The sequence below is a fragment of the Bradyrhizobium agreste genome, from assembly GCF_016031625.1.
Classification (GTDB): domain Bacteria; phylum Pseudomonadota; class Alphaproteobacteria; order Rhizobiales; family Xanthobacteraceae; genus Bradyrhizobium; species Bradyrhizobium agreste.
The window spans coordinates 1-13,166 of record NZ_JACCHP010000006.1 but is presented as its reverse complement, the minus strand read 5'-3'; the positions used below and the strand labels follow the sequence as shown (position 1 = coordinate 13,166).

Here is a 13,166-nt window from a genome sequence, read left to right as displayed (position 1 = left end):
ACTAACCCGCGGCGCTGGATTGCGGGCCGAGATTGGCGCGCTTGTCGACGCGGGCAACCCGCGACAGCAGGTAATCGGCCTCAGCCTTGGCCGTCGCCGTGATGGTCGCGCCGGGCTTGCGCTGGGCGCTGGAAGCGATGACGCCGCGCTTCTGCAGCACGTATTTGCGCACGGCAAGTCCGGCGCCGGGCTGCTGCTCGTAGCGGATCAGCGGCAGATGCGCGTCGAACAGATCATGCGCGGCGTCGCGCTTGCCTTGCTTCGACAGGCGCACGACGTCGATCAGGAGCTCGGGGAAGGCATAGCCGGTCATGGCTCCGTCGGCGCCGCGCTCCATCTCGAAATCCAGGAACAAGCCGCCATTGCCGCAGAGGATCGAGAGCGGCCGCAGCGTGCCGTCCTTCTGGAAGTTGCGCAGCGCCGAGATCTTCTCCAGCCCCGGCCAGTCCTCGTGCTTGAGCATCACGCAGTTCGGATTGTCCATGACGATCTTGCGGATCACGGCAGGCGTGAACACGACCGACAGCGTCAGCGGATAATCCTGGAGCACCCAGGGCACGTCAGGCCCGATCGCCTCCGCCGCCTGCTTGAAATAGCCGATGATCTGGTCATCGGTGCGCAAGCTTGGCGGCGGCGCGATCATGACGCCGGCCGCGCCCGCATCCATCGAGGCCTTCGCCAGCGAACGCATCGTGGCAAAGCCCGGCGCGGAGACCCCGACGATCACCTGCATCTTCTTGGCGCGCTTGACGAAGCGCACCGCCACCTGCTCGGCCTCGGCCGCATCGAGCTTGGGGGCTTCGCCCATGATGCCGAGCACCGTGACGCCGTCGCAGCCGACCTCCTCGTAGAAATCGGTGAGGCGGTCGATCGAGCGCTCGTCGATCCCGCCGTCGTCGTGGAATGGCGTCGGCGCGATTGCGAAGGTGCCCTTGGCGTCGGCGGTGAGTTTCATAAGTCCTTGTATCCCCTTGTTCGTCATTCCGGGGCGATGCGTCAGCATCGAACCCGGAATCTCGAGGTTCCGGGTTCACGCTTCGCGTGCCCCGGAACGACCATGGCCTAAAACCGCCGCGCCGACCAACGCTTCACATCCTCCTCGGAGAAGAAGATCTCCTTGGCGTGATCGACGATGTCCTGGGCCTTCCAGCCCGAATGCGGCGGCTTCCAGCCTTCCATTTCCATCATCCGCATCTCGCGCACGCCGCGGGGCCCGGACACGCCCAGCACCTTGCCGGTCTGGTCGCCCGACAAATCGCTGACCATGTATAGCACGGCCGGCGCGATGCCGTCCGGCCCCAGCGCAGCGCCGGGGTTCTCCTTATAGCGGGGCAGGTCTGCGGTCATGCGGGTCAGGGCGCCCGGGGCCAGCGTCCAGATCCGGATGTTGTACTTCCGGCCCTCGATCGCGAGCACGTTGGACAGGCCCCAGATGCCGCCCTTGGCCGCGCCGTAATTGGTCTGGCCGAAATTGCCGATCAACCCTGATGTCGAGGAGGTGTTGACGATGACGCCGCCGCCGTTTTCCCGCATCCAGCGAAACACCGGCAAGGTGCAACAAAAGGTGCCCTTCAGATGGACCTTGATGACCTTGTCCCAGTCGGCTTCCGAGGCTTTTGCGAAGGTCTGGTCGCGCAAAATGCCGGCATTGTTGACGAGGATGTCGGCGCGGCCGAAATGCTTGATGGCGTCGTCGAACACCGATTGGCCGCCTTCCATGGTGGAGATGTCGGCACCGTTGGCGACCGCCTTGCCGCCCTCGGCCTTGATCGCGTCCACGACCTGTTGCGCCATGGACTTGTCGGCGCCGGAGCCGTCGCGGGGACCGCCGAGATCGTTGACGACGACCGAGGCCCCTTCCCGCGCGAACAGCTTTGCGTAGGCCTCGCCGAGCCCACCGCCCGCGCCGGTGATCAGCGCAACCTTGCCGTCGAGTAGTCCCATGGTGGCGTCTCCCTGTTTTTTCTTTCGTGTCCCGGACGTGATGCAGCGTGAAGCGCTGCGTCGCAGAGCCGGGACCCAGTTCTTGTCGGCCACTCTGGGCCCCGGCCCAGCAGCGCACCGCTGAAGGAGCGCTGCGCTGCGTCCGGGGCACGAGACCGACCTAACCCAGCACCGTCTTGCCGTTCTTGATCACGGTGACGCCGCGCGACTTCACCTTGGCTTCGAACGAAATGACGTTGCCGTCCTTCCAGAGGTCCATGGTCACGGTCTCGCCGGGGTAGACCGGCGAGGAGAACCGCGCGACATGCTGGCGGAAGGCGCTTGCGTCATAGTCGGCATAGGTCTGCAGCACGCCGCGGCAGGTGATGCCGTAGGTGCACATGCCGTGCAGAATCGGACGTGGGAAGCCGGCCTTCCTGGCGAACTCGGGATCGGAGTGCAGCGGGTTGCGGTCGCCGCAGAGGCGATAGACCAGTGCCTGGTCGGGGCGCGTGGTGATGTCGATGGTCTTGTCGGGCGCGCGCGACGGGATCTTGTGCGGATCCGGCTGGGTCAGGTTCGGCCCGCCGAAGCCGCCATCGCCGCGGGCAAAGCGTGAGGCGACCAGCGTCGCCAGCTTCTCGCCCTTCTCGTTCTTCAGCACGGTCTGATGAACAATGACGACGCCCTTGTCCTTGCCCTTGTCGTAGACTTCGAGGACGGAAGAGTCGGCGGTGATGTTCGCGGCGACCGGCAACGGCTGGTGGAAGGTGATGTCGCGCTCGCCGTCGACCACCATGACGCGGTTGAGATTCATCTCGCCGGGTCCCGAGCCCCAGGCCGCGACGGAGGCGAAGGTCGGCACCACCTTCAGCGGCCGCGGTGTGTACGTGCCCTCGTTGACGAAGGCGAGCTCGTTCTCGTCCATGGGGTCAGCGCCGAGCCCGATGCCGTAGGCGTAGAGCATGACTTCGCGGTCAGTGTAGGCATATTTCTGGCCGAGGTTTTTGAGGGCTTTGAGCTCTTCGTATCTGGCGGACATGTTGCTTTGTCTTCCTCCCAGTCTCCCAGCGAGCAGCGGCGCCCGTTGATGTGCCCTCTCCCCTTGTGGGAGAGGGCCGCGAGGGCCGTGCGGCAAACTCATTTGGGTGAGGGGTTGCTTCCGCACGGAAAGTCTTTCCGCGGAGAGAACCCCTCATCCGGCGCTTCGCGCCACCTTCTCCCACAAGGGGAGAAGGGAGAAAGCAATCAAGCCACCGTGAAGAACGGCAGCGGGGCGCCGTCGGTCGGCTTGAACACCACCTTCACCTTCTGGCCGATCTTGAGCTTTTCCAGATCGCAGTCGACGAAATTGGTCTGCACCGACGGCCCCTCCTTCAGCGTGACGTAGCCGATGGCGTAAGGACCGGTCGGCGATTTCCGCATCAGGCTGTAGGTGTAGATCGTGCCCTCGCCGGAGGCCTGCTCCCACACCGTCTTGTCGGAGTAGCAGAACGGGCAGATCGAGCGCGGGAAGTAATGCGCTTCGCCGCAGGCGGTACAGCGCTTGATCATGAACTTGCCCTCCTTCGCCGCGTCCCAGAATGCGGCGGTCTCGGGATTCGTGACCGGGGCCGGATATTTCTTTGCTTCACTCATCACACGCGCTCCAGAATGGCGGTCGAGGCGGCGTGGCGGACGCCGAGGAGGCCGCCGGTACCGTGGGCGATGGCGAGATCGCAATTCTTGACCTGCACCTTCGGATGCGCCTCGCCGCGCAGCTGGCGCACGGCCTCGAGGATCTTGGTCATGCCGCCGCGGTTGACCGGATGGTTGCTGCACAGGCCGCCGCCGTCGGTGTTGAACGGCAGCTTGCCGACTCCGGAGATGAGATTGCCGTCGGCGACGAACTTGCCGCCCTCGCCCTTCTTGCAGAAGCCGAGGTCCTCGAGCTGCATCAGCACCGTGATGGTGAAGCTGTCGTAGATCGAGGCGTATTTGATGTCCTTCGGCGTGATGCCGGCTTCCTCGAAAGCGCGCGGGCCGGACCAGACGCCGGCAGAGTAAGTGAGGTCGAGATCCTTGCCGCCGCGCGGGCCCTTCATGGCCTCGCCATGGCCGATCAGGCGCACCAGCGGCTTCTTCAGGCTCCTGGCAATCTCCGGCGTGGTGACGATCAGCGCACCACCGCCGTCGGAGACGACGCAGCAATCCATGCGATGCAGGGGATCGGAGATCATCGGCGAGTTCAGGACGTCCTCGACGGTGACGACGTCCTTGAGCATCGCATGCGGATTATATTGCGCGTGATGCGAGGCCGCGACCTTGATCCAGGCCAGCTGCTCGGAGGTGGTGCCATAGTCGTGCATGTGGCGCATGGCACACATGCCATAGGCATTGTGCGTGGTCGCCCCGTAAGCGGATTCGAAATCGACCTCGGCGCCGGCCGCGCGCGGCGGCATCGCCCCGGTGCGCGGCTTGCCGGCGAGCGTCACGAGCGCGATCGAGCATTTGCCGGCGGCAATCGCCTCGGCGGCATGGCCGAGATGGATGATGTAGGAACAGCCGCCGGTCTCGGTGGAATCGACGTGACGAAGCTTCTTGGTGTTGAGGCCGAGATAATCGACCATCGGCCAGGCGCCGCCGGGCGCATCGCCCGCGCAAAAATAGCCGTCGATATCGTCCTTGCTGATCCCGGCATCCTCGATCGCACCCTTGGCGACCTCGGCATGGAGCTGGGCGGTGGATTTGTCCGGCGCATGCCGGGTCGGGTGTTCGTAGATCCCGGCAATGTAGGCCTTGCCCTTGATGGTCAAACTTCAGTCTCCGCTCGCGTCTTGTCCTGGCGCTTTTTTCTGAACCGCACCGGGCTGATTGGCAAGCGCGGAAATATTCCGCCCCGCGAGAGGCGGCGGGTGAGCGCAAGTGGAGCACATCCGAAATCCGGGCCCCGGATAGGAAGCGAACCTGCCTGCCGCGTCGTCATTGCGAGGAGCCCTTGCGACGAAGCAATCCAGAGTCCCTCCACGGAAAGATTCTGGATTGCTTCGCTGCGCTCGCAATGACGGAGTTCGCGGATATCGCCGTCGCTCTTCCACTCACAACTGAATCGCAGACACGCCCGCATGCTCGCGGCGGGTTCGCCCGAGTTTTGCTTCCGTCTCGCTCCCTCCAAATACAGAGGGCGCAGGGAAGACCGGGTGCCGGCCGGGCACCCACGGTCCGCTGTGCGCGAAATTGCGCGAAGAACAGATGCACAGCGGCATACAGGTGAAGCCAAACATCCGGCCTTCCCTGCGCAGTGGCTTTACGGCTTATGTCGCGCTCTCCCCGGGGAGCGATGCACTATTGCCCCCGTCGCCTTGCGAGAGACCCGCAAGACTTGACGCACAGACCCCGGGCGTCAGGACCACACGATTTTGCCGTACGCGAGACCGCGCCCGTCGTGCGCGCGAGAGACTCGCGCGACGCAGCCCGCGTCCACCGCCGCTCACCCCGCGTTTCGTGACGATCGCGATACGCCCCTTTGAGTGGGATGAGGTGGCGGACAGATACGACAATTCCGAATTTCGGTAAAGCGGAATGTTTTTGCGCGTGCGGATTGACCAACGGCGTGGGTGTTTTGCCCGACGGGCAGCACAAGCGATAGTGTCGTAGGGTAGGCAAAGGCGCAACGCGCCATGCCTACCTCGCCGAGATCAATCTCGAAGACGTGGGCACGCTTCGCTTTGCCCACCCTACGAGAGCTTGCGTAGTCCCTGCCAATTGCCTTCCGTCAGGTCGGGCTGCGCCACGCGGGCTTCGGCCGATGCGGCGGCGGCCCACGGAAAACGGCCTTCGCGATCGGGATACACGAGTTGCAGACACTCGAACCCGTCATTGCCATAGAACCACCTGCTCCAGCCAAGATAGTTCGGATATTGCCGCAACGACACCGGCAGAAAGACCGCGCTAACGTTCTCAAAGATCGCATCGGTCGGCTGGCCGACCGGCGGACGCCGCCCAGCCTCGAGCTCGCGATAGAGCGTCCAGAACGTGTCGTGAGCGGTCTGTTGCCGCAGCGAGAACAGGATCACCTCCGGAAATCTGAACTTCAGCCAGAAGCCGGTCGTGTAGCTAAAGCCCGGCCCCTCGCTGTCCGGCATGACATGCGTGCCGAACCAGCCGTGCGCGCGAACTTTCTCGACGAAATTCTGCTCGTGCTTGTCGAGCCGACCAGGGGGCGCATCAAGGGCTGTGAACATGGCTTGCTCGCCTAGTCCTACGGAGAGCGGATGAGACCTCGCTCCTGTTAGTGCCGTGCGGCGGGCAAAGCAAGCGTGCCCACATCTCCTTTCGAACGTCTGGTCGGATGGTGGGCATGGCGCGTCGCGCCTTTGCCCACCCTACGATCTGGTCAATTCAGCTGCAGAGCCAGGAGCTTTGAAATCTTTGCTTCCGCCGCTCCCGCGCCGTACAGGCCGTCACTCTCCAAGAGCTGCAAGTCGTCATAATCTGAAAGTGGCTCGGACACGCTACGAAGCGGTTCGTGGTATCGCACAAGCCAGGCCTTTCTCGATATCGGATCTCGCCTGACAAAGTCGGGGATTGGCCAATCTGCCCGATGCCAATTGGGCATCTTGCCGATGACTAACCATCGGCCTTGAATCAGCCCGAGGTCTCCAAAGCGGATCCTGGCCACAGCAAGATTGGGGTGAAGGTCATCAAGCGTTGCCGACGCTGGCGTTTCGAGACGTGGACCGAAAAAGTATCCCAACACGACCCTTCCCCGACGGGGCATTCGGGCAACGACTCCGCGGGCAAATCCACCGTGTCGAAGCGGCATTGCGAACACGGAGCTTTCTTCGTATGGCAATTTCATCTGCCGTAGGCGGTCCCGATGACTGGTTGAGTAGCGTAGCCCGGATGGAGCGCAGCGCAATCCGGGGCCGTCACCTCCGGACGCACTCGTCCCGGATTACGCTGCGCTCCATCCGGGCTACGGCGGCTACTCCGCCGCGATCTGCCTGGGCGCGGGCGGCGGGTTGGCGAGGTCCGCGGCGAGCTGGGCGTAGCGGGCCTTGGCGTCGTTCACGGCCTTCTCCTTCACCGGGCCGTAGCCGCGGATGCGGTCGGGCAGCGAGAGCAGCTCGACCGCGGTGTCGATCGTGAGCGGCGACAACAGGCCGAGCACGGTGGCGACGTCCTTCTCGTAGCCGGCGATCAGGTCGCGCTCGAGCTTGCGGTCGGCGCTGCGGCCGAAGATGTCGAACGGTGTGCCGCGCAGGAATTTGAACTTGGCCAGGACGCGGAAGACCTTCAGCATCCACGGGCCGAAGACGCGCTTCTTGGGACGGCCCAAGGCATCGACACCGCTTGCCAGGATGGGTGGCGCGAGGTTGAAATTGAACTTGAAGTCGCCCTCGAACTGGTCGCGGAGCTGCTGCTCGAAGGCGCCGTCGGTATAGAGCCGCGCGACTTCGTATTCGTCCTTATAGGCCAGGAGCTTGGCGTAGTTCACCGCGACCGCGCGCGGCAGCGCATCGCCATAGCCGCCCTTCGCGGCGGCATCGCGCACCTGGTCGACCAGCTTGCGATAGCGCTTGGCGAGACGGGCGTTCTGGTAGGCGGTGAGATGCTTGGCGCGATGCTCGATGACCTCGTCCAGCGTCATGGCCTCCAGCGGCTTCGGCGCGACCACCCCGTCCGTGCCCTTCAGCATGTCGGCAAGGCGCTTGGGGTCGGCGACTGCGAGACGGCCGAGGCGGAAGGCTTCCTTGTTCATCTTGATCGAGACACCATTGACCTCGATCGCCTGCTCGATCGCTTCCGCGGAGAGCGGCAACAGACGCTTCTGATAGGCATAGCCCATCATCATCATGTTGGTGGCGATGGCATCGCCGAGCAGCTGCTCGGCAGGCCTCGTGAAGTCGAAGAAGACCGAATCCTTGTGCAGCGCGGTTTCCAACAGTCCGTTCAGCTTGCGGGTCTGGAAATTGAAATCGCGGTTGAGGATGAAGTCGGCGGTGGGAATGACGTGGCTGTTGATGATGCCGCGGGTGCGGCTGGTATCGCAAAGGGTGATGGTGTCCTTGGCGACCGCGACGACTTCATCGGCGGCGAGCACGAGATCGGCCGTGCCGGTGACGATGCGCGAGCAGGTCACCTCGGCGGGATGATCGGACAGGCGGACATGGCTGAGCACCGCCCCGCCCTTTTGCGCAAGGCCCGACATGTCCAGGATCATCGAGGCCTTGCCCTCGATATGGGCGGCCATGCCGAGCAGCGCGCCGATGGTGAGGACGCCGGTGCCGCCGACGCCGCCGACGGCGATGTTATAGGGCCGGTCGAGCGTCGGGCGCGAGGCCGGCTCGGGCAACTCGCCGATCTCGGCGAGCTCGGCTGGCGCACGGTGGCGCGGCGCGCCGCCGTCGATGGTGACGAAGGACGGACAGAATCCCTTCAGGCAGGAATAGTCCTTGTTGCAGGACGACTGGTTGATGGCGCGCTTGCGGCCGAACTCGGTCTCCAGCGGCTCGACCGAGATGCAGTTCGACTGCACCGAGCAATCGCCGCAGCCTTCGCAGACGGCCGGATTGATCATGACGCGGCGCGGCGGATCCTCCATTAGGCCACGCTTGCGGCGGCGGCGCTTCTCGGCGGCGCAGGTCTGCACGAACACGATCGCGGAGGTGCCCTTGTATTCGCGGCACATCTTCATGACGTTGTCGAGCTCGTCGCGGTGATACTTCTTCACCCCTGGTGCGATGGTATCGGCCGGGTAAGCGTCTGGATTTTCCGAGACAAGATAAATTTCGCTGATGCCCTCGGCATGAAGCTGGGCCATGATCTTCTGCGGCGAGAGATCGCCGTCGTGACGCTGGCCACCGGTCATCGCCACAGCGTCGTTGTACAGGATCTTGTAGGTGATGTTGGCCTTGGAGGCGATTGCCTGGCGGATGGCGAGAATGCCCGAATGGAAATAGGTGCCGTCGCCGAGATTGGCGAAGATGTGGTTCTCGTTTGTGAAGGGCGCGATGCCGACCCAGGGCACGCCCTCGCCGCCCATATGCGTAAAGGTCTCGGTCGAGCGGTCCATCCACAGCGCCATGAAGTGGCAGCCGATGCCGGCAAGCGCGCGGCTGCCTTCGGGAACTTTCGTCGACGTGTTGTGGGGGCAGCCGGAGCAGAAATACGGGGTTCGGGACACAGGGGCGACCGCCTGCATCTGGGTCGCCTGGCGGCCGTTGAACCAGTCGGCCTTGGCGCGGAGCATCGAAGCGATTTCAGGGTTGAGATCAAGTCGAAGCAGCCGCTCGGTCAGCGAAGTCGCAAGCGAGGCGACGCTGAGCTCGGCGGCGAAGGTCAGGAAGCGCTTGTCGTGCTCGTCCATCTTACCGACGATGCGCGGGCGCACGTCGTCGCGCCAGTTGAACAACACCTGCTTGACCTGGTTCTCGACGATCTCGCGCCGCTCCTCGACGATGAAGATCTCTTCGAGACCGACGGCGAATTCATGCACGCCTTCCGGCTCGAGCGGCCAAGGCATGCCGATCTTGTAGAGGCGAAGGCCGATTCTGGCGGCGACCTCCTCGGTGATGCCGAGCTCGCGCAGCGCCTGGCGCACGTCCTCGTAGCTCTTGCCCGAGGCCATGATGCCGAAGCGTGCGTTCGGCGAATCCATGGTGACGCGGTTGACCTTGTTGGCGCGCGCAAAGGCGATGGCGGCAAAGCCCTTGTAATCCTGCAGGCGCCGGTCCTGCTCGAAGCGGTCGTCCGGCCAGCGCAGGTTGAGGCCGCCGGGCGGCAGCTCGAAATCGGTGGGGATGATGAAGGGCTTCATCTCGTCGGTGAGGTCGATCTCGGCGGTGGTCTCCACCGTCTCCGTGATCACCTTCATGCCGACCCAGCAGCCGGAATAGCGCGACATCGCGATGCCGAGCAGGCCCATCTCGATCATCTCGTGGATGCTCGAGGGATAGAGATACGGCATCAGCGCCGACATGAAAGCATGGTCGGACTGATGCGGGACGGTGGAGGATTTTGCGCCGTGGTCATCGCCGGCAAGGCAAAGCACGCCGCCGTTCTTGGCGGAGCCCGCGGCATTGCCGTGACGGAAGACGTCGCCGCAGCGATCGACGCCCGGGCCCTTGCCGTACCAGATCCCGACTACGCCGTCGTATTTGGCGCCGGGCGAAAGGTTGAGCTGCTGCGAGCCCCACACCGCGGTCGCCGCCAGGTCCTCGTTCACGCCCGGCTGGAACTTGATGTTGTACTGCTCGAGATGCTTGCGGGCGGCGAAGAGCTGCTGGTCGTAGCCGCCGAGCGGCGAGCCGCGATAGCCGGAGATGAAGCCCGCGGTGTTGAGGCCGTTGGCGCGGTCGCGCCGGATCTGGGCCATCGGCAAGCGGACCAGGGCCTGGATGCCCGTGGTGAAGACGTGTCCGGTCTGCTGGGTGTACTTTTGATCGAGACTGATCGGACCTTGGTTGATGCCCATGCTGTCCTCGCTTGCGCCTTGTTCAGGTCTTGCACACTTAAGTCGTTGCCTGCCCGTTGTTTTTAGCTAGGGCGCGCCGACCACCTCCGCCACTCTATGTCGGATATTTCATGATCCGCATCAGAAATCTGGACCAAAGAGAGGCCTGAGCAAAAATCGCAATTTCGTGGCCTGAAACACGCATGGCGTTTTCAGTTTGTGTCACCATACCCCCGCCGTCGCGAAATGAATTGACGCGTGCCCATGCGGGTGACGGCGATTAGTCGCAGGAGAGCCTTCCGATGCGGACGATTCTGACTGGCCTGGCGCTTGTCGGCTTGGCGTTGTGCAGCGCAGTTGGAAGCGCGGCCGGCGCCGCCGGACCATCGCCCGAGCTGGTCGCCTATGGCAAGGCGCTGGTCGAGGCCGGCGATTGCGCGGGCTGCCACACCGCCGATCCGGCAAAACCGTTCGCGGGCGGCAAGCGCATCGACACGCCCTTTGGCGCGATCTATGCGCCGAACCTGACGCCGGACCGTGACACTGGCATCGGCGGCTGGACGGATGCCGATTTCACCCGCGCCTTGCGCACCGGCATCGCGCCCGACGGCTCGAACTATTACCCGGCGTTTCCCTATCCCTACTTCACGCGGATGACGAAAGACGACACGCTGGCGATCCGCGCCTATCTCGCCACGCTGGCGCCCGTCACCAGCCGCAACAAGCCGCCGGAGCTGCGTTGGCCGTTCGGCTATCGCGGCCTGATGCGGCTTTGGAACGCGATGTACTTCAAGCCCGGCCTGTTCGAGCCGGACCAGACCAAGAGCGCGGCCTGGAACAGAGGCGGCTATCTCGTCACCGGGCTCGGCCATTGCGGCGCATGCCATACCCCGAAGAATTATTTCGGCGCCGACCGGGATGCGCAGGCGCTGTCCGGCAACGAGGTCGGCGGCTGGTTCGCACCGCGGCTCGATGGCGCCGCGCGCACCGGGCTGAAATCGTGGAGCGAGGCCGATATCACGGAGTACCTGCAAACCGGGCGCAATGCCAAAAGCCACGCCGGCGGGCCGATGGCGGAGGTCGTCGTCAACTCGACCTCGAAGATGAGCGATGCCGATGTGCGCGCGATCGCGACCTATCTGAAGAGCCTGCCGCCGACGCGGCGCGAGACCATCGTGACGCCGCCGGACGCAGCCGAGATGAAGGCCGGCCAGGCGGTGTACGCAAAGCTCTGCATCGCCTGCCACGAGGCCGACGGCACGGGCAGCCCGCGCATCTACCCGCCGCTGCCGGGCAATGCGCTGCTGCAATCGATCAATCCGTCCTCGACCTTGCGCATCATGCTCGACGGTGCTCACACCGTGACGACGCCGCGCGCGCCGAACACCGGCGAGATGCCGGCTTACGCCAAGCAGCTGTCCGACGCCGAGATCGCCGCGGTGACGAACTACATCCGCAATTCCTGGGGCAATGCAGGCCCGCTGGTGACGCCGGCACAGGTGGCGAAAGCAAGGAAGCGAGAGGCGAATGGGGAATAGCGAATGGCGAATGGCCGAGAACCAGTCGCTATTCGCCATTCGCGCGCGACAGCGCTCACCGCTCTTCATCCCCCGTGAACACGAACTTCGGCATCTCCCATTTGTAGCGCACCGCAAGCAGGCGGAAGCTGATGCCGAGGACGAAGGTCAGGATGGTCCAGAGCTCGGCGTTGAGCTTGAGACCGAACGCGGTCGCATAGAACAACCCCGTCACCACCGAGACGCTGTCATAGAGCTCGGAGCGAAACAGCAGCGGCACGTCGTTGCAGAGCACATCGCGCAGCACGCCGCCGGCACAGCCCGTCACCATGCCCGAGACGATAACGATCGGCAGCGAAGCATCCATCTGCCAGGCCACGTCGCAGCCGGCCATGGTGAAGACGACGAGACCGATCGCATCGAGGATGGAACTGAAGGCCCGAGGCATACGACAGAACAGGTTCCCGATTCCCGCGATGGCGGCAATATGCGACGAAAGCATCAGGTGGCGCGGAACAGAATCTCGCAGCTGAGGGTTGTCCGGGGGTCATAACCCGAGGAGATCCAATCGATGGCTGACGACCGTTTTCCCAACGATCCGTACCGCCCGAACCTCGCCGACGATGAGTATTCTCGCGCGGCGCGCCGGGATGCCGACCTGCAGGCCGATCCCGAGCTCGGGGAAGGTCCCGCCTCCAGCGGCAAGATAGCGCTGTTCGCGGTGGCCGTCGCCCTGGTGCTGGGCGCGGTGTTCTACGGCTTGAACAACACGACCACTGGCAACCAGGCGAGCAATGAACCGGCATCGCGAACCGCTCAGCAGACGGCGCCGGCCAATCCGGCCGCGCCTCCCGGCATACGTGACGTGACGCCGCGCAACAACACTGAGCCGGGCACGACCACCGGTGCCGCGCCGAGCAAGCCGGCAGCGCCGGCGCCCTCTGACGGCGCGAAGTAAGAGCCACACGATAACTGTCGTTGCCCGGCTTGATGTGCGGACCGGGGACATGGGTAACACCGTTCGGAGACATGGGTAACGGGTTCATTTTGCATCACCTCGTAGATCGATGGATGCGATTTGATGGGCTCCGAAGTAGACGCCGAATTGCCCATCGGTGGCGAGTGGCCTGATGGCCAAAAGCTCGCCGCGGAAGGCCTCCGGGACGCGCCAGCGCCGCTTGCCGAAGCGTAAGTTGGCCTTGAGCTGACTGGCCCTGCGCACGATTGCTCCTTCCTCGTACTCAGGCTCGGGCAGCTTGCTTGGCAATGAACGTGAGCTTGGCCTATAC

General features: G+C 64.2%; 10 protein-coding genes and 2 pseudogenes. 2 read left to right on the top strand and 10 right to left on the bottom strand.

Features of this window, described 5'->3' with window-relative positions:
• Window position 1: 1 nt before the first annotated feature.
• The 8 genes from HZZ13_RS10310 to HZZ13_RS10275 all read right to left on the bottom strand — a co-directional run bounded on the left by HZZ13_RS10310 (window position 2) and on the right by HZZ13_RS10275 (window position 10,381).
• Window positions 2–955, bottom strand: a complete 954-nt coding sequence (locus HZZ13_RS10310) for a dihydrodipicolinate synthase family protein (RefSeq protein WP_197959507.1) — start codon at window positions 953–955, stop codon at window positions 2–4.
• 107 nt (window positions 956–1,062) lie between these two features.
• Window positions 1,063–1,944 carry an SDR family oxidoreductase gene (locus tag HZZ13_RS10305; protein WP_197959506.1) on the bottom strand — a complete coding sequence of 294 codons (882 nt, stop codon included), beginning with the start codon at window positions 1,942–1,944 and terminating at the stop codon, window positions 1,063–1,065.
• Between the two features lie 160 nt (window positions 1,945–2,104).
• Entirely contained in the window at window positions 2,105–2,965 is an 861-nt protein-coding gene (locus tag HZZ13_RS10300; protein WP_197959505.1) for a MaoC family dehydratase, read from the bottom strand.
• A gap of 206 nt (window positions 2,966–3,171) precedes the next feature.
• Window positions 3,172–3,561 (bottom strand): Zn-ribbon domain-containing OB-fold protein, encoded by a 390-nt coding sequence (locus tag HZZ13_RS10295; protein WP_197959504.1) that lies wholly within the window; start codon window positions 3,559–3,561, stop codon window positions 3,172–3,174.
• Complete coding sequence (locus HZZ13_RS10290) at window positions 3,561–4,718, bottom strand: thiolase family protein (protein ID WP_197959503.1); 1,158 nt, start codon at window positions 4,716–4,718, stop codon at window positions 3,561–3,563. The genes HZZ13_RS10295 and HZZ13_RS10290 overlap by 1 nt, the downstream gene beginning before the upstream one ends.
• Before the next feature lie 921 nt (window positions 4,719–5,639).
• Entirely contained in the window at window positions 5,640–6,146 is a 507-nt protein-coding gene (locus HZZ13_RS10285; RefSeq protein WP_197959502.1) for a DUF4262 domain-containing protein, read from the bottom strand.
• A gap of 152 nt (window positions 6,147–6,298) precedes the next feature.
• Window positions 6,299–6,727, bottom strand: a complete 429-nt coding sequence (locus HZZ13_RS37615; RefSeq protein WP_376707029.1) for an Imm26 family immunity protein — start codon at window positions 6,725–6,727, stop codon at window positions 6,299–6,301.
• A gap of 162 nt (window positions 6,728–6,889) precedes the next feature.
• Window positions 6,890–10,381 carry an indolepyruvate ferredoxin oxidoreductase family protein gene (locus HZZ13_RS10275; protein WP_197959500.1) on the bottom strand — a complete coding sequence of 1,164 codons (3,492 nt, stop codon included), beginning with the start codon at window positions 10,379–10,381 and terminating at the stop codon, window positions 6,890–6,892.
• A gap of 281 nt (window positions 10,382–10,662) precedes the next feature.
• Between HZZ13_RS10275 and HZZ13_RS10270 the strand changes: the two genes are divergently transcribed.
• Window positions 10,663–11,898: a c-type cytochrome gene (locus HZZ13_RS10270; RefSeq protein WP_197959499.1), complete on the top strand. Its 1,236-nt coding sequence runs from the start codon at window positions 10,663–10,665 to the stop codon at window positions 11,896–11,898.
• A gap of 55 nt (window positions 11,899–11,953) precedes the next feature.
• Here HZZ13_RS10270 and HZZ13_RS10265 read toward each other — a convergent pair.
• Window positions 11,954–12,307, bottom strand: a pseudogene (locus tag HZZ13_RS10265) (trimeric intracellular cation channel family protein); the annotation flags it as partial.
• 141 nt (window positions 12,308–12,448) lie between these two features.
• Here HZZ13_RS10265 and HZZ13_RS10260 point away from each other — a divergent pair.
• Entirely contained in the window at window positions 12,449–12,835 is a 387-nt protein-coding gene (locus HZZ13_RS10260) for a hypothetical protein (protein ID WP_197959498.1), read from the top strand.
• Between the two features lie 84 nt (window positions 12,836–12,919).
• Here the strand turns inward: HZZ13_RS10260 and HZZ13_RS36390 are convergent.
• Window positions 12,920–13,166: pseudogene (locus HZZ13_RS36390) on the bottom strand (IS481 family transposase); the annotation flags it as partial.